Below are 18,233 nucleotides of genomic sequence, written 5' to 3' on the forward strand. Positions count from 1 at the left end.
TAATGACCTCGGCTAAGGCTAATTTACCGAAAGTACGGTGGCTTGAATAATATGGGGATTAACGGATTACAGGGAAAACGAGTCGTCATTGCCGGATCACGGAAAACGGATGAAATGGGCTTGATCATAGAGAAGCAGGGCGGAGTTCCAATCATTCGCTCATTGCAGGGATTAACGATGTTTGAAGAGGAACAGCTGGAAGAACCGCTGCGCAGGTTCGCAGAGCAGGGATCGGACTGGGTTATTTTAACGACGGGAATGGGATCGGAAAGCTTAGTCACCGCAGCTGGTAAGCTTGGGATTGGGCAAGATGTGATTGATCGGCTTTCTAATGCAAAGATCGCGGCAAGAGGCTACAAAACCTCTGCGTTTTTGAAGCGGAATGAGCTAAAGGCGGTCGTCAGTGATGATGACGGAACAATGCAGGGGCTCATAGAAAACCTTGCGTCTTTTGATTTTGAAGGACAGAGCGTATGGATTCAGCTTCATGGAGAACCAGCGCCGGAGCTGGTCCGCTTTCTCGAAAATAAGGGCGCGGCTCATGTTGAGTCGGTGCTGCCGTATAGACATGTTCCGCCTGCAGATGCTACTTTGGCAATGCTTATGGAGGAGCTAATGGAAGCGGCCGTTGATACGGTTTGCTTTACAACTGCGGTTCAGGTGCATTATTTGTTCAGACATGCGATCGCGCAAGGCCGCAAGGAGCAGCTCTTAGAATGCTTTGAGCAGCAGGTTGTTGCTGCGGCGGTAGGTAAAGTAACGGCTGAAGCACTGAAAGAATATGGCGTGACACGAATGGTTGTACCGGAAATCGAAAGAATGGGCGCTTTGATCATCGAGATTGTCCGTTATTATGAGCGTGAAGATAGCAACGAAGCTTAGTCCTAACCAAATATTAGTTTCAGAAGGCGATATTGTTTCCGGTGTTTACGCCGGGAGCGGTATCGCCCTTTTATTTATATATAAGAATTTATATGTTTTCACATATAAATGTGCTTATATATCTCCGCGAAACGACTGCTTTTGCCACAGAGGACGGCGACAGCCGTTTACGCTTGTGCGTTACGGAAGGTTAAGAATCGCCGCGACAGCGATGAAAAAAGGGATCAAGCGCCGGCTGCATTTGCTTGATCCCTTTTATTTATGAAGTTTGAGCGTAAGCTTTAAAGCGAGTGAAGCAATTTATCCAAATGTTCGAGCGGTCTTTCGAGATTATGCTTCATTAAACGCGCGGCTGCTTCCGCATCGCGTGCTTCCAGCGCTTTTATAATGGCTTCATGATCATCCACGGCGGCTTGCGACTCCCAATTCGGCCGTTTGATAAAGATATATTTATACCTTCTAATATGCATTTGCAGGGCGGAGCAAAAGGATAAGATATGTTGGTTATTTGCGATATGTAAAATCGTTTGATGAAATTCTTCATCATATTCCATCGCTTCATAGAGCTGCTCATCGTTAACATACTCGTTGAAGCTTGCATTGATTGCGCGAAGCTGATCGATATGCTCCTGTTGGATGTTTTGGACCGCGAGCTCGGCTGCTAGTGCCTGAAGTGCGGTAAGGGGCGCGTACAGCTTTATGATATCTTCCTTCTCCAGCGTCGTGACGCGCGTTTCCTTGCCGGGAAAAGTTTGGATCAGCCCTTGAACCTCGAGTAATTGAAAGGCTTCTCTTACTGGGGTGCGGCTTACGCCAAGCGCCTCGGACAGCTCGGTATCGTTTAGCTTCTCCCCAGGCTGGAGCGTGCCATCTATAATCCATTTTTGCAGCTGGCTTAAGGTACGATTCAATCGGTTGTCCCGGCATTATTTCCAATCCTAAAAGATTCGTTATCGCTCACCTACGCCCAAATCGGACTGATCTCGTTAATGATCAATATTACGGCGGCCATGCTTCAGCCCGTCATCGGCATATTATCCGATTCACATCCGAAGCCGATGCTGCTCCCAATCGGAATGTTGTTTACGATGGGGGGCGTGGCGGCGTTGTCCTATGCGACGCATTTCTGGATGGTGATGGCAGCCGTCATGCTGATCGGCGTCGGTTCAGCGGTTTTCCACCCGGCCTCCGCGCGCGTCTCCTATTTGGCTTCAGGGGCGAAAAAAGGTACGGGGCAGTCGATTTTTCAATTTGGCGGAAACATTGGACAGTCGCTGGCTCCCATTATGACTGCAGTGCTGTTCGTGCATACGGGTCAACAGGGGGTTATCTGGTTCGCTCTCGTCGTTACGATCGGCATTGTAATTCAATTCAATGTTGCAAAATGGTATGGGAAGCAGCTTGCGCTTGTGCCTGCCATTCATCAAAAAAACGCAGCTAAGCCAGCCTCGAAATTGAACGTATCGACAGGTAAGGTCATTTTTGCTATTACGATTCTAATGATTCTTGTTTTTTCTAAAAATGTGTACATCGCCGCAATCAGCAGCTATTATTCCTTTTACGCGATCGATCATTTTGGTCTCTCCGTCAGTCATGCGCAAATGGTGCTGTTTGTTTTTCTTGCTGCGAATGTCATTGGTTTATTGCTAGGGGGAGTGCTCGCTGATAAATTCAGCAGACGCAGCTTAATTTGGTTTTCTATTTTAGGAACGGCACCGTTTGCCCTGCTGCTGCCCTATGCGAATCTAACCTTTTCGGTCATCTTAATTTTCTTCACGGGACTTATATTGGCATCTGCATTTTCCGTCATATTGGTTTATGCGAACGAGCTGCTGCCGGGTAGGATTGGACTTGTCTCGGGTGTGTTCTTCGGAATGGCGTTTGGTCTTGCCGGCATAGGCTCGGCTATCCTCGGCAACTTAGCGGATGCCATGGGCATCGAGTTTGTTTTAAGATGCACTTCGTATTTGCCGCTGCTTGGTATGCTGACGATCCTGCTGCCTTCCGATCGGAAGGCTGCTGCAAGCAATTAGGCCAAGTGGTAAAAGGGAAGTAAGGCATTTGGAATTGGCTGGAAGCATAAGGATAAGAAGGAAAGGCGAGGCAGCATTTTAATCGAAACGTATTCGAGGACGATTTTCTCACTAGGACAATTTCCGCGTTGTCCCCGCACACATACTATAATGGTGTATAGCCTAATCGGTGCTGGAAGGGGAGTAGCGCTGTGAGTAAGCGGACTTTAATGGTGGTATCGCTTGTCATTTATGCATTGCTAGCCATTTTATTCGTGGTTTTGTCTATTTTCGAATAAACACATAACAGCGCAAGGGCTGCCTCGTGAGTAGAATAATCTGCTGGAGGCAGCCCTTGCTTATGGAAGAAAGCCATTATTATTGGCCACGCGTTTCTTGACTAAGCTTCATTTTACGGTAATCCTTTGGAACAACACCCTTCGTCTCGCGAAAAATACGCGAAAACGTTTTATAGGATCCGTAGCCGACTTCGAGCGCAATTTCGGCGACACTCATATCCGTAGATACAAGCAGGCTGCACGCATGGCGCAAGCGCAAATCATGCAGGAAATGTACGAAGGTTTGTCCGGTTGTCTGCTTAATCACCTCGCTGATCCGGGAAACGCTGAGGGAAAAGCGGCTTGCAAGATCAGACAGAGCAAGCTCGTCCTGGTAATGGCGATGAATGTAATGGATGATTGGCCATATGGAGGCGCTAGACCGCGAAGCGAGCTTGGAGACGGCCGTTGAAGGCGCTGCCTTGCGGCGATAACGGTCAAAGCAAACCAATATCTCTTTTAACTTCACTTGCAGCATCGTGCGCCGCCAAGGCTCTTTCCCCTTATACTCTTGGAACATCTCCTCAATCAGCTGTTTCATCCGTTCATTGTCAGCGCCGCTTAGCTGTACGAATGGAGGCAGCGTGTTCTGATCAATCAGATCCATAAGGCCCTCTTCCTGCCCTGGCTCCATTAATAGATCCATGCTGAACATACAGTTATACAAAACCAAGGTGCTTCCGGGCTCCGTAAACAGCTCATGCACCTGGTAGGGCAATACGAATGTAAACGTGCCTGGCAGCATTTGATGCCGGGCATCGTTGATGGATTCGGAGCCTCTGCCGTCGGCTACATACGAAAATTCCAAAAAATCATGACGATGCGGACGAAAGCCGTGATAGAGGCGGTTCATGCTGATATGGAGAGGCGATGAGGTATTCATATTTGGATACGTTTTCAGATAATCAGGTATGTAAGTCATGAATGATTCAAATCCTCCGAAAAACTGAGACATTTAACGAAAAACAAGCACGATTTCTAATCCCGTTTATTCTAACATAAATAACGAGATCAAGCGTTAGCAAAATGAATGCTTATAAAACGAGCTTTGCCTTATAAAAAATCGCAGGAGGAATTCTAATGACTACTGAAAATAAAACGAGAATAGGCATTATCGGCGCGGGTAATATCGGCAATGTCCATGCAGGCGAATTTTCGAAGCTTGGTGACGATTGTGTTATTACGGCGGTAACCGACCTGGATTTGTCGCGCGCAGAGAAGATGGCGAAGCAGTTCGGCATTGAAAATGTAATCGCTTCAAATGATGAACTGATCGGGCGGTCGGATATCGATGCCATCATTATTGGCGTACCTAACCAATTTCATGCACCGCTGGCTGTACAAGCGCTAGCGGCTGGCAAACATGTGCTGTTGGAGAAGCCGATGGGCATCAACAGCGATGCAGCGCGTCAAATTTTAAACGCAAGCGAAGCATCGGACCGCATCGTTATGGTTGCTCATCAAATGCGCTGGGAATCTGTCGCGATGCAAATTAAAGAGCAAATTGATCGGGGCGAGCTAGGTAAAATCTATTCGGCGAAAACAGGTTGGTTCCGCCGCAAAGGCATTCCGGGCTGGGGCACATGGTTTACCCAAATGGATCAATCCGGCGGCGGTCCGCTAATCGATATCGGCGTTCATATGCTTGACCTTGCGTTATACTTAATGGGCAATCCGAAGCCAGTTTCGGTTTATGGCTCTACCTATGCAGAGTTCGGCCCAAGCCGCAAAGGGATCGGAACATGGGGAACGCCGGATTGGGACGGAACTTATGACGTAGAGGATTTGGCAATGGCATTGATTAAAATGGAAGACGGCAGTACGCTTTCGCTGGAAGTGAGCTGGGCGGTCCACATGGATACGGACAATTCCCCGTTCATACACGTGATGGGTTCAGAGGGCGGAGCCAGCTACCGCGGTTCCGAAGGCAAGCTGCTTACTGAAAAGTTCGATCGTCCCATTGAAAGCGTGCTGAGCAAATCGGACAATGACGAAGGAGAACGCGCACGTCTAAGCCGTCACTTCTTGGCATGCATCCGTGAAGGCAAACAGCCGATTACTTCTGTGCTTTCAGGCTTTACGAACAACCTGGTGCTGGATGCCATTTACGAATCATCCCGCACGGGCAATGAAGTGAAACTGGATTGGAATTTAAATAAATAATATCATAGATGAAAATGAGGAGGTTTTTACATGTTGAGAGGGTTAACAGGCGCAGGGCTTGGACGTATTGAAAGCGATGAGCGCCTCATCGAGCTTGCTGGAGCATACGGCTTCCAAGCCGTAGATTTAGATGCCGGATCGCTTATCGAACGTCATGGAGTGGAGAAAGCACGAGACCTTCTGGCGAGCAATGGCTTGGTGATTGGATCGATCGGATTGCCTGTGGAATGGAGAACGACAGAAGAGGCTTTTCTTGAGGGTTTAGAAAAGTTGGCAAGTGCTGCTTCGGCAGCAGCGGCTCTTGGCTGCACAAGCTGCTGTACCTATATCCTGCCGTCAACGGATTTGAAAGCCGCGCGTTTCATGGCGCTTGCCACGCGCAGATTGCGTACCTGTGCGCAAATATTAGGCGCTTACGGAATTCGACTTGGTCTTGAATTCGTTGGCCCGCATCATTTGCGTACTCGCTGGGCGAACCCGTTTATATGGACGCTTGAGGAGACGCTGGAGTGGATCGACGCGATTGGCGAGAGTAATGTCGGATTGTTGTTTGATGCTTATCATTGGTATACGAATGAGTTGACCACTGCGGATATCGAAGCGCTTCGCGCCGATCAAATCGTCCATGTGCATATTAATGATGCGCCAAACGTTCCTGTTGAGGAAGCACTTGATAATGGCCGGATTTATCCAGGTGAAGGTGTTATTGATTTGGCTGGTTTTCTGAAGTCACTTGCGAAAATCGGCTACAAAGGAACCGTATCGCAGGAGATTTTGACGGCAGAAGCGCCAACACAGTCACCAGAGGAGCTTGTTCAGCGCTCTAAAGCAGGATTTGATAAGGTATTTGGAGCAGCAGGCTTGTAAATTTTAAAAAGCTAGGTTCACTCTTATTGTGCGAAATCGTTGTAGGCATCGGCAGGTGCTTACAACGATTTTTTGTTTATATATAAGAATTTATAAGTTTTCACTTATAAATGTGCTTATATATCTCCGCGAAACGATAGCTTTTGCCATTGAGGACGGCGACAGCCGTTTACGCTTGTTCTGCCTCATTCGTAACGGCAGCCGTCATTTAATTGAAGTGCTTGCCGCATGCAAGCGCTAATTTTCATATGAATTTTTACGAAATCTGATGGGTACTGTACGAGAGGTATATTCCGTTATGATGGATAATAACCGTTTTTTTATGATCATAAAACGAGAGATAACAGGAGACCAACAATATGGGCTATGGGTCAGAGCAGGTACATCCGTTGAACCTTTGGTATAAGCAGCCGGCTTCCCGCTGGGAAGAAGCGCTGCCGATCGGCAATGGCCGAATGGGCGGCATGGTATTTGGCGGCGTAGATAAGGAACGCGTTCAATTAAATGAAGATACGTTGTGGTCAGGCTTTCCGCGCGATACGAACAATTACGAGGTATTGCGCTATTTAAAGCGTTCGCGCGAACTAATCAAGGAAAAACGATTTGTTGAAGCAGAACAGCTTGTAGAAGCAAAAATGTTAGGGACGAACACGGAATCCTACCAGCCTATGGGCGACTGGTACGTAGTGCAGCATTTTTCTGCGAATAATAGTCGGCCGGAAGACTATGTCCGCAGGCTTGATATTGATTCAGGGATCGCTTCTACGCGGTTTCAAGTCGGGCAAACGGAATTTATGCGAGAGATATTCGTAAGCGCGGTCGATCAAGTGATATGCGCAAGATATGAAGCGAGTGGCGATCAATGTCTGGAGCTCACGGCTTCGCTGCAAGCACCGGTGCAGTTTGCTCTTTCATCTGCCGATGGCGTGGCAATCGTGCTGCATGGACGCTGTCCGAGCCATGTAGCAGACAATTATATGGGAGATCATCCAAGAGCCGTGCAGTATGAGGATAATCGCGCCATTACTTTTCAGGCTAAGCTTCAAGTGGTTGTTGACGGCGGTCATGTATCGATAAGCAATGATAACGAGCTAACGATTCATGGCGCCCGTACGGCTACCTTTCTGCTCAGTGCCGCGACCAGCTTCGAGAAATTTGATCAACAACCTTTCAAGAGCGAGGCTGAGCTAAGCGAAAGAAATAACCATTTGCTCGCGGCAGCTTTATCACTTGGCTATGAGCAGCTGAGAGAACGGCATACTCGGGATCACCGCCAATTATTTCAGCGGGTGAGCATCGATTTAGGACAAACGCCGAACGCGCTATTACCGACCGACGAGCGTCTGGAGGCGTATAAGAGAGGCGAGCAGGATCCCCAGTTGGAAGCTTTGTATTTCCAATATGGCCGATATTTGCTTATGGCAAGCTCCCGTCCCGGGACACAGCCTGCTAATTTGCAGGGGATATGGAATGACCGTGTTCAACCGCCTTGGAACAGCGACTATACAACAAATATAAATACGCAAATGAATTACTGGCCAGCCGAGCTGGCTAACTTGAGCGAATGCCATGAGCCATTGTTTCAGCTTATAGAGGAGCTTAGCGAGTCGGGCGCACGCACGGCAGCCATTCATTACAACAGCGCGGGATGGGTAGCGCATCACAATGTAGATCTTTGGCGGACATCGACACCGACCGCGGGACATCCGAGCTGGGCCTTCTGGCCGCTGGGCGGAGTTTGGCTGACTCAGCATTTGTGGGAGCATTATTTATACAACCCGGATGAAGCCTTTTTGCGGGAGAAAGCTTATCCCCTAATGAAGGGAGCGGCGCTATTTTGTTTGGATTGGCTGCAGGAGAACGAAGACGGGCTGCTGATGACGGCACCTTCCACTTCGCCGGAGAACAAGTTTTTGACCGCGCAGGGCGAGGTGAGCAGCGTAGCGGAATCGTCTGCCATGGATATTACCTTAATCGGTGAGCTGTTCGATCATTGCCTAATCGCGGCGGGGCTGCTGCAGCAGGATGATTCGTTTGCTCAGCGGTTAGAAGAGGCAAGGCGCAAGCTTCCTCCGCTGCAAATTGCGCCATGCGGTTTATTGCAGGAATGGCATGAGCATTTCGAAGAGCATGAGCCAGGACATCGCCATGTTTCTCATCTGTACGGTTTATATCCGGGAACAACGATCAATTCGGAGGCTGCGCCAGAGCTGGTCGAAGCAAGCAGGCTATCCTTGGAGAGCCGCATCAGGAGCGGGGGCGGCCATACAGGCTGGAGCTGTGCGTGGCTCATTAACCTATACGCGCGACTCAAGGACTCAGAGTCCTCGTATCGCTTTATCCATACACTGCTTGCGCGATCAACGCACCCGAATTTATTCGATGATCATCCGCCGTTTCAAATTGACGGCAACTTTGGCGGTACGGCTGGCATAGCCGAGCTGCTGCTGCAAAGTCATTTGGATGGCATCGCGCTTCTGCCGGCGCTGCCTGCAGCTTGGCCGGACGGTTATGTTAAAGGCCTCAAGGCAAGAGGCGGCTTTGTCGTCGATATCGAATGGATTGGCGGAAAGCTGGCGGGAGGCCGAATTTACTCCACCCATGGAGCGGTATGCAGACTTCAATCCAAGGATTCTATCCGAATTCAGGCTTCTGATGGCATCTTCATAGACGCATCGAAGGCATTCAAGACCATTAAAAACGAATGGTATAGCATCATAATTGCACCTAAAGAAGGGGAGTAACCATAATGACAACGAATACGCATTTTCCATTTCAAAATACCGAGCTTCCGCTGGAAGAACGGGTAACGGACCTCGTTTCCCGGTTCACGCTCGAAGAGAAAATTGATTCCATGGTGCAGTATCAGCCTGAAATCGAACGCTTAGGGGTAAAGCCGTACAAGCACGGAACTGAAGCGGCACACGGAATGGCTTGGCTTGGTGAAGCGACTACTTTTCCGCAGCCGATCGGCCTGGGTTGTACTTGGAATCCCGTGCTTCTCAAAGAAGTGGGTTCTGTCATTGGGGATGAGGCTCGCGTCTACTTTCAGCGCAACCCTGCCATTAACGGTTTGACCCTTTGGGCTCCGACTGTAGATATGGAGCGTGATCCGCGCTGGGGACGGACGGAGGAAGCTTATGGAGAGGATCCAAAGCTGACGGGAGAGCTGACGGCATCGCTCGTGCAAGGCATTCAAGGAGATCATCCGCTTTATTTCAAAGCGGTAGCCACCCTGAAGCATTTTATCGGCAATAATAACGAAATTAATCGCGGCAGCTGCTCGGCGAGCATCGATCCGCGCAATATGAAGGAATATTATCAAGCGGCGTTTAAGCCGGCCTTCGTTAAGGGCGGCGCGCATTCCATGATGACCTCGTACAATTCGGTTAACGGTACGCCGACGATTTTGCATGAGGACGTAAACAAAGTGGTTAAAGAAGAGTGGGGCATGAACGGCTTTATCGTTAGCGATGCCGGCGATCTTCTCGGGATCGTCAATGATCATAACTATTATGATTCCTATAAAGATGCAGTTGCGCATTCCATCAAAGCGGGAATCGACAGCATTACTGATGACAAGGAAAAATCATGCGCCGCTATTCGTGAGGCTTTAGCTGACGGACTGCTGACGGAGCAGGATTTGGACAAAGCGCTCATCAATACATTCCGCGTTCGTTTCCGCCTCGGCGAATTCGATCCAGCCGAGCAGAATCCTTATGCGGATATGCCGGAATCGAAGCTTTGCGCGCCTGAGCATGGCCAGCTGTCGCTGCAGGCTGCCCGAGAGTCCATCGTATTGCTGAAAAATGATAACAAGACATTGCCTTTGGACAAAGAAAAGCTCAATCATGTAGCCGTTATCGGACCGCTTGCCGATGTTGTATACCGCGACTGGTATTCCGGTTCCCTGCCGTATAAAGTTACGCCGCTTGAAGGTATCCAAAGCAAGCTGGCCGGCAAAACGGTCACTTATAGCAGCGGAAATGACCGCGTTGTGTTGAAATCAGCGGCAAACGGCAAAGTGCTTAGCGCTTCAGCTGACAACGAAAGCCGTCTGCAAGCAAGCGATTCGGCTGCGGCTGGCGAAACGTTCGAGGTATCCGATTGGGGCTGGGGCAGCTACACGCTAGAGAGCAAAACGACTGGCAAGCTGCTTACGAGCGCTGATGATGTGAATATCGCTGCGGCAGCAAGCGAAGCGTTCGGATGGTATGTGAAGGAAGTATTCAAGCTGGATGAGCAATCCAATCATCAATTTGCGATCCGCACTTGGAACGGTAAGCTGGTTACGGCTCCTAACGCTGGCGCAGATTCGCTTCAAGTCACGGAGTCAGCAGAGATCGGCGTAAACGAGCTATTCACAAAGGATGTGATTGCGGAAGGAATCGCTGAAGCGGTAGCGGCAGCTAAAGCTGCGGAAACGGCAATCGTTGTCGTGGGCAATAATCCGCTGATTAACGGCAAGGAAGAAATTGACCGTCCAAGCCTTGATCTTGCCGCATCTCAAAACGAATTGATCAGCGCTGTATACGCAACGAATCCGAATACAGTCGTTGTCGTCATCGGCAGCTATCCGTTTACGCTGAATGCGGTTAATGCACAAATTCCAGCGATTATTTATCTGTCTCATGCGGGACAAGAACTGGGTAACGCGATCGCAGACGTACTATTTGGCGATTACTCCCCAGCAGGACGCTTAAATATGACCTGGTACAAATCAGAGGAGCAGCTTACGGATCTGATGGACTATGACATTTTGAAGGGCAAAAGGACGTATTTGTATTTCGACGGAGAGCCTCTATATCCGTTCGGTTATGGACTCAGCTACGGTTCCTTCCGGTATAGTCCGCTGGAAATTACAAATGACGCGGCAGCTATTGACGGTAGCGTGACGGTTCGCCTTCAAGTGACGAATACGTCCGACATGAAAGCCGACGAGGTTGTTCAACTGTATGTTCGTACGGAAGGCTCCAGAGCCCAGCGTCCACTGAAGAAGCTGGTCGGCTTTACGCGCATTACACTGCAGCCGGGCGAGACGAAGGATGTTGAGCTTGTCGTACCGGCTGAAGAGCTTGCTCTCTGGGATGTAACGCGTGATCGCTTTTGCCTTGAAGCTGCAGAGTATACGTTTAGCGCAGGAGGCTCCTCCGCTGACGTGAAAGCTTCCGCTTCTATCCGAATCGATGGCGAAATTATCCCTGCGCGCAATCTATCGATGCAAACCCGCGCGGAAAATTATGATGATTACGCAAATGTTTATTTGGTCGAGAGCAAGGAAGGCGGAACGGCGGTGCGGTTGTCGCAAGCTGAAGGCTGGATCAAATTCGCCGACGTGGATTGGTCGAACGGCTCCGCCGTATTCGAGGCCCGCGTTAGCGGCAGCGAACAAGGCGGAGAGCTTTCGATTCGAATTGGCGGATCGGATTCGGCGGTTATCGGCTCAAGCACGGTTGATGCCAGCGGAGAGCAAGAGTGGCAAAACGTACGAATTGAGCTGCCGGACGCGAAACCTGATGGAGATTTGGTTGTCGGGTTAAAGGGAAGTGTGAAGCTTAGCAGCTTCCGCATCCATTAATCAAATAAGAACCGAGCAACGCGCGGAGCTGTACCAAAGGCCGAAAGAGGCCTGGTACAGCTCCGTTTTTTTTGATATATAAGAATTTATATGTTTTCACATATAAATGTGCTTATATATCTCCGCGAAACGAATGCTTTTGCCACAGAGGAAGGCGACAGCCGTTTACGCTTGGAAAATAAGAAAGTATAAATTGTATCCGTATACGATGCTAATATTTCCCTGCGAAACGGGATTTTGCCGCCAAGGACGGCGTCAGCCATTTTCACTTGTGACTGCGGTTGCTTTTTCGCGAAGCCTTCTTTATCCTTGAAAAGAGTATTTAACATCGGCAGAGGAGCTTAACTTATTTATGAATGGGATGGAAATCAACTTATATCAGGATTGGATCGATACGGTAAAGGAAATATTCCGAGGCTCGGGGGTTCCGTTTCATGAAGGAATCAGCGACAGTGAGGTTGCTTTGGCTTACTTCATGCAAACCGCGCAATCAACCGAGGAGGCGGAAACGCTGCAAGAGCAGAATAGGGAACGTCTGGATTCGCTTCAGCAGATCATATTGGAAAATTTCCAAACGGTGATTCTACCGGATATTCGCGCCAGAACAAACTATTTAGGCGATGATTTTGTTTTTAAATGGGTTTACAATAAAGGCGAGCATATCGTTGAACAGCATTCGTCCTATCGTATTCCGCTCTAATCAGAGCGGTTTTTTCTTTATAAAATAATAATTCAAAAAACAATGTCTAATTTTTATATGATAAAATAACGAATAAGTCATGTATGAATGCGTCTATATCCGCTTTATAATATAGGATGCTTCAAATTACGCGTATAAAAGTAAACGCTTTCCTTTGAGAAGGAGGAGCAGCCTATATGATGATGAGCATCAGAGCGCTGGCACTTAAAATGAACAATATTCGAATCAAAAACAAGCTGATTTTCTCTTTTATCCTCGTCGTATTCGTGCCTGTGCTGATTGTCGGGATTTTTCTAACGGTAGCTTTTCGCCAAAATGTGCTTGATCAAGCGACCCAGCAGATTACGAATAACGTGGAACGAATTAAGAAGCAAACGCTTGATATCATTCGAATGCCGATCGAAATTTCGGATAAGCTGCTTGTCGACAGCCGGTTAACGAATGTCGTCAATACACAATACAGCTCCACCTTTGATGTCGTAAAGGCCTTTTGGGATTATCGTGATTTTCGCGACTATATCCATTTGTACAGTGAGATTTATAACATTCGCTTCTATACGACGAACATGACGATTTTAGACAATTGGGAGTTTCTGAAGCTTACGGAGTCGACAAAGGAACAGTCTTGGTATAAATCAGCCATGGAACAGGATGGCATTCATTGGGCATATATCGCCGATGAAACGAAAGATAACCGCCATTATTTAAGTCTCATTAGAAAAATCACGTTTCCTACCTATCGGACAAGCGGCGTCCTCGTTATTGGCGTTAATCAAGACGAACTGAACGCGATGATCAGCCAAGAGCCCTTTGATACGATGATCATTGATGACAACGGCTATATGATTGCGGCAAAAAACCCCAAGTGGGTCGGCAAGAATATCGATGAACTGGACTTTGCCAGTCAATTAACGGATAAAGCGGAGGGGACCTACGAATTTAAATACGATGGCAAGCCGTCCAAAATCGTTATCGAGGATCTGCTTCCCGAATCCAGCCATAACGGCCTGAAAATCGTTTCTGTATTTACAATTGACAGTATCGTAAGCGGGGCTAATCGCATCAGCTTGCTTGGCTTCGGTATCATTATGCTAAGTTTGGTCATTGCGTTTGTTCTGATTTATATTTTTTCAACCATATTGGCAAAACGGATGCTTGTGTTGAACAAGGATTTAAACAAAGTAGCGATGGGTGATCTGAATGTTATTTCTCACGTGACAGGAAATGACGAGATCGGTATCCTTTCCAAGCAGTTCAATAACATGGTGGTCAGTATCCGGGGCTTGATGGATGAGGTTACGGAGTCACATAAGCAGCAAGCCCAGCTCCAACTTAGGCAAAAAGAGATTAAGCTCAAGATGATGGCCAGCCAAATCAATCCGCATTTCTTGTTCAATGCGCTTGAATCGATTCGTATGAAGGCGCATATAAAGGGCGAGACTGAGATATCCTCAATCGTTCGCATGCTGGGCAAGATGATCCGACGAAATTTAGAGATCGGCACGAGGAAAATTGCTTTGAAGGAAGAGCTTGAAATCGTACGCTGTTATTTGGAAATCCAAAAATTCAGATATGGGAATGACCGTTTAACCTTTCATATCGATGTAGATCCGTCTGGCCAAGAGATCGAAATTCCTCCGCTTATCATACAGCCGCTTATTGAGAATGCTGTGGTGCATGGCCTGGAAAATATTGCGGAGGGCGGTTTCGTTTCGGTAACGGCGAAAGTGAGCGATCGAATGCTTCGCGTAGAGGTTTCCGATAACGGAGTTGGTATCAGCGAAGACAAAATCAATCAAATCAATACCGCGCTATACGATATGGAAGAAGAGGAAGAATACCGTATTGGGCTGCGAAATGTACATCAACGGCTCGTTATGACTTATGGAGACGGCAATGGCTTGACGCTGAGGAGCGAGCCGGGCGCCGGAACGCGAATTACTTTTGAAATTCCGATAGGGGGTCATCCTTTTGCATAAAGTAATGATTGTCGACGATGAGCCAATGATTCGAGAAGGGCTGCAAACCTTGGTTGACTGGAACAAATACGGGTTCACGGTTGTGGGAATTGCATCTAACGGCCGTGAGGCGGTTGAAAAGCATGCAGCGCTCGCTCCTGATTTGATACTAATAGATATTCGGATGCCCGGTATGGACGGGCTTCAAGCGATAGAGGAAATAAGAAAAACAGACAGCGTCTGTCATTTCTTAATATTGAGCGGTTATGCGGAATTCGATTATGCAAAGCAGGCGATTGCGCATAATGTGGACGGATATATTTTGAAGCCGATTGATGAGGACGAACTGGAGAGCTATGTTGATCGGATAGCGGGCCAGCTCAAAAGTAAATCCGAGCAGCAGCAGAATACGGAGCAGACGAACGTGCTCTTACGGGAAGAAATGCTGCAGCAGCTGGCAGCCGGGAAGCTCGATCCGGATTTGGCCGGGAGTCAAGACCTGAAATCCTTATTAGGGGAGCCGGCGAAATATTATCAGCTGCTGCTAATAGAGCTTTACAGCAGGGAGCATTCTCTCACGATGAATGCTACGCTTAAGAAAAAGCTGACGGATATCGTAACGCAAAAGCAGATCGGATGGGCTTTCTCGGCAGAGCCGTATGTCGGCATATTGTTGAAGGACTATTTGCTGCAAAATGGCTCGCAGGAGCAAATGAAGCTTTGGATTGAAGAGTGCTGCGGAACGAAGGTAAGATTTGTAGCGGTTGCCAGTGAACCGGTCCGCGAACCGAAAGAGCTCCTGCTCTCTGTTCAGTCGGTTAGAGGCTTGCTTAAACAGCGTTTCATGCTGCAGGGACAGCATATTCATTTGGCCGCTGTATCCGGAGAAGCTAGACCATTGGCGCCCAAGCAGGAAGAGGAGCTGTCAATAGAGACTCTTGCTCAGAAGCTCTACTACATGATTGATATCGGAAGCAAGGATGGCGTAGACAAGGCGATTCAAGAGGCGTCAGATCATATTTGCGCGCACGATACCGCGGAGCAATTCGTCAAGTCTAGCTGGGCGCAGCTGCTCACGATTGTGCTGAATAAAGCAACGACATCGAATCCCCTGGTTTCGGTACAGGAGGATCTATCGATGATTACCGCGCTGTATCTCGCCCATCATTATCAAGAAATGATCGTACAGCTGCAGCAGCGTTTGTCGGATCTGACGGTGAAAATCGGGAAATCCGACAGCTTGTCTGTCATGAAGCAAATGACGGATTTTATTGAACGCCACTATAGCGAGAATATTAAACTGGAGACGCTTGCTGACCTATTCAATTACAACAGCGGGTATCTGGGTAAAATGTTCAAAAACTATACCGGTGAGCATTTCAATACGTATTTGGATCAAGTGCGCATTCAGCACGCGATCGAGCTTTTGCAGGAAGGGCTTAAAGTGCATCAAGTTTCAGAACGTGTCGGCTATGCGAATGTCGATTATTTCCATAGCAAATTCAAAAAGTATAAAGGCGTTTCTCCTTCTTCTTTCAAGAGTATCTCGGGCAAATCGGTCTCTGAATAGCAGTGGAACCGTAACCGAATGATTGATATAATCAAATAACGCCTATATCGCCGTGCTCTTGAAGCAGCCAGTGATATAGGCGTTTTTTTATGCGCTTAAATGTAACCAGTGGTTATGAAAGCGCTTGAAAGTGCGTATTTTGATATGATTTTAGAACTAATTTACCGGGTGTAAGAGAGCGGCCCTCATCGTTTATGATAAGTACAGATAAGAGAGGGTAAGCTACACAGACAAAGAGGAAGCTTACGAACGACGTTTTTGCCGGGTGCAAAAACAATAGGAGGAGCAGCGATGAAACCGCTAACAGAAGGTAGCCCGAAAATAGGGTCGACAAACAAAAAGAACCAATTTTGGTTCAAAGCATTCCAGCAGCGTTATTTGTACTTAATGTCATTGCCATTCGTCATCTGGATATTCATATTCAGCTATGTACCGGTATGGGGCTGGTTAACCGCTTTTCAAAATTACAAACCAAAAAACTCCATATTGGACCAAAAGTGGGTCGGGCTTGATAATTTCATTGAGCTGTTCCAAGACGAAAGATTTTATATCGTATTGCGAAATACGCTAGCCATGAGCACGATGGGATTGATCGTCGGATTTACAATCCCAGTTATTTTCGCGTTATTGTTAAATGAAATGAGAGGACAGTTCTTTAAACGTTCGGTTCAAACCATTTCGTATTTACCGCATTTTGTATCCTGGGTTGTTGTGGCGGGACTCGTGTCCAAAATGCTGTCGACAGACGGCGGCGCCATTAACCAATTGCTGATGTTCTTGAACATTATTGATTCGCCGATACAGTTTATGGCAAAGGGCGAATGGTTCTGGGGCATCGTTACGCTGTCCGATTTGTGGAAAGAAATGGGCTGGAACTCGATCATATTCCTAGCTGCTATGGCAGGAATCGATCCTGAGCTTTATGAAGCTTCGACGGTTGACGGCGCAGGCCGGTTCCGCAAAATGTGGCATATCACGCTGCCAGGTATCCGGACAACCTTCATGGTGCTATTCATCCTGTCGATCGGACATTTGGTCAGCATTGGCTTCGAAAAACAGTTTTTGCTAGGAAATCCTCTCGTATCCGATTATTCAGAGGTGCTCGACCTGTATGCGCTTAAGTACGGTATTCAAATGAGCCGATATTCGTATGGTACGGCAATCGGTATATTTAACTCCGTAGTCAGCATCCTATTAGTGTTTGTCGCGAACGGAATATACAAACGAGTCACCAAAGAATCAATCATATAGGAGGAAACGCATATGCAAGGTACTATCAGAAATACGGGCGACAAAATATTCGATATTTTCGTATATGTATTCATGGTCATTGTCGCAATTGTAACGTTATATCCGTTCCTCAACGTACTCGCTATATCATTCAATGATTCTGTGGATACGGTGAGAGGCGGACTAACCATATACCCTCGTGAGTTTACGCTCAAAAACTACGAGACGATATTCGGTTTCGATGGACTGCTTGTCGGTTTCAAAAACTCCGTATTGCGTACCGTGATCGGTACAGCAATCGGCGTACTATCCGCATCGATGATGGCTTACACGCTTAGCCGTCCCGATTTCCAAGCAAGAAGATGGATGTCAGTCGCATTCGCCTTGACAATGTATTTCTCGGGCGGCCTGATTCCGGGCTTCCTGCTTATGAAAAATCTTGGCTTGATCGGCACTTTCTCAGTTTATATTATTCCTGCACTCCTCAGCGTATGGAACGTGTTCGTTGTTCGCTCCTATATTGACGGACTTCCTTACGCGCTTCAAGAATCAGCTAAAATCGACGGGGCGAATGATTGGACGATATTCTGGAAGATTATCCTTCCGCTTTGCCAGCCCGTGCTTGCGACAATCGCTTTGTTCATTGCGGTCGGCCACTGGAATGCCTGGTTTGACACGTACCTGTTCAACAACAGGAGTCCCGAGAATACGACGCTGCAGTACGAGCTGATGAAGGTGCTGCTATCAACGCAAACGGGCAGCAATTACCGCGACCCGAATGCGCAGCAGGCGATCGCATCGGTTTCACCTGAATCCATTAAGATGGCGATTACGATTGTCGTTACTGTTCCAATCTTGATGGTATATCCTTTCCTTCAGAAGTATTTCGTGAAGGGTATGACGCTTGGAGCTGTAAAAAGTTAAATTTGGTAGTA

13 protein-coding genes are annotated in these 18,233 nt (G+C 47.8%); 11 read left to right on the plus strand and 2 right to left on the minus strand.

The window, feature by feature from the left end:
• The first annotated feature begins 51 nt into the window (after positions 1-51).
• Positions 52-882 (plus strand): uroporphyrinogen-III synthase, encoded by an 831-nt coding sequence (locus tag RCO25_RS22915; RefSeq protein ID WP_308998447.1) that lies wholly within the window; start codon positions 52-54, stop codon positions 880-882.
• A gap of 281 nt (positions 883-1,163) precedes the next feature.
• Here the strand turns inward: RCO25_RS22915 and RCO25_RS22920 are convergent, their stop codons facing one another.
• Positions 1,164-1,793, minus strand: a complete 630-nt coding sequence (locus RCO25_RS22920) for a GntR family transcriptional regulator (protein ID WP_308998448.1) — start codon at positions 1,791-1,793, stop codon at positions 1,164-1,166.
• Between the two features lie 60 nt (positions 1,794-1,853).
• On the opposite strand from RCO25_RS22920, the gene RCO25_RS22925 reads away from it, so the two are divergent.
• Positions 1,854-2,915 carry an MFS transporter gene (locus RCO25_RS22925; protein WP_308998488.1) on the plus strand — a complete coding sequence of 354 codons (1,062 nt, stop codon included), beginning with the start codon at positions 1,854-1,856 and terminating at the stop codon, positions 2,913-2,915.
• Positions 2,916-3,272: 357 nt separating this feature from the next.
• On the opposite strand, the gene RCO25_RS22930 is transcribed toward RCO25_RS22925, so the two are convergent.
• The gene (locus RCO25_RS22930) at positions 3,273-4,154 is read right to left on the minus strand and encodes an AraC family transcriptional regulator (protein ID WP_308998449.1); all 882 of its coding nucleotides are present in this window, start codon (positions 4,152-4,154) and stop codon (positions 3,273-3,275) included.
• Between the two features lie 158 nt (positions 4,155-4,312).
• On the opposite strand from RCO25_RS22930, the gene RCO25_RS22935 reads away from it, so the two are divergent.
• From RCO25_RS22935 to RCO25_RS22975, 9 genes are all read left to right on the plus strand, one after another.
• Positions 4,313-5,395, plus strand: a complete 1,083-nt coding sequence (locus RCO25_RS22935) for a Gfo/Idh/MocA family protein (RefSeq protein WP_308998450.1) — start codon at positions 4,313-4,315, stop codon at positions 5,393-5,395.
• Positions 5,396-5,425: 30 nt separating this feature from the next.
• The gene (locus RCO25_RS22940; protein WP_308998451.1) at positions 5,426-6,262 is read left to right on the plus strand and encodes a sugar phosphate isomerase/epimerase family protein; all 837 of its coding nucleotides are present in this window, start codon (positions 5,426-5,428) and stop codon (positions 6,260-6,262) included.
• A 359-nt stretch (positions 6,263-6,621) separates the two neighbouring features.
• Complete coding sequence (locus tag RCO25_RS22945) at positions 6,622-9,006, plus strand: glycoside hydrolase family 95 protein (protein ID WP_308998452.1); 2,385 nt, start codon at positions 6,622-6,624, stop codon at positions 9,004-9,006.
• A 5-nt stretch (positions 9,007-9,011) separates the two neighbouring features.
• The gene (locus RCO25_RS22950; protein WP_308998453.1) at positions 9,012-11,840 is read left to right on the plus strand and encodes a glycoside hydrolase family 3 C-terminal domain-containing protein; all 2,829 of its coding nucleotides are present in this window, start codon (positions 9,012-9,014) and stop codon (positions 11,838-11,840) included.
• Positions 11,841-12,192: 352 nt separating this feature from the next.
• Positions 12,193-12,540: a hypothetical protein gene (locus RCO25_RS22955; RefSeq protein WP_308998454.1), complete on the plus strand. Its 348-nt coding sequence runs from the start codon at positions 12,193-12,195 to the stop codon at positions 12,538-12,540.
• A gap of 176 nt (positions 12,541-12,716) precedes the next feature.
• On the plus strand, positions 12,717-14,519 hold the full coding sequence (locus RCO25_RS22960; RefSeq protein ID WP_374992151.1) for a sensor histidine kinase: 1,803 nt from the start codon (positions 12,717-12,719) through the stop codon (positions 14,517-14,519).
• On the plus strand, positions 14,512-16,068 hold the full coding sequence (locus RCO25_RS22965; RefSeq protein WP_308998455.1) for a response regulator transcription factor: 1,557 nt from the start codon (positions 14,512-14,514) through the stop codon (positions 16,066-16,068). The genes RCO25_RS22960 and RCO25_RS22965 overlap by 8 nt, the downstream gene beginning before the upstream one ends.
• 291 nt (positions 16,069-16,359) lie before the next feature.
• Positions 16,360-17,319, plus strand: coding sequence for an ABC transporter permease (locus RCO25_RS22970; RefSeq protein WP_308998456.1), 960 nt, complete (start codon positions 16,360-16,362; stop codon positions 17,317-17,319).
• Between the two features lie 12 nt (positions 17,320-17,331).
• Positions 17,332-18,222 carry a carbohydrate ABC transporter permease gene (locus RCO25_RS22975; protein WP_308998457.1) on the plus strand — a complete coding sequence of 297 codons (891 nt, stop codon included), beginning with the start codon at positions 17,332-17,334 and terminating at the stop codon, positions 18,220-18,222.
• Positions 18,223-18,233: the final 11 nt, after the last annotated feature.

Source organism: Paenibacillus sp. LHD-38, from assembly GCF_031157315.1.
Lineage (GTDB): Bacteria > Bacillota > Bacilli > Paenibacillales > Paenibacillaceae > Pristimantibacillus.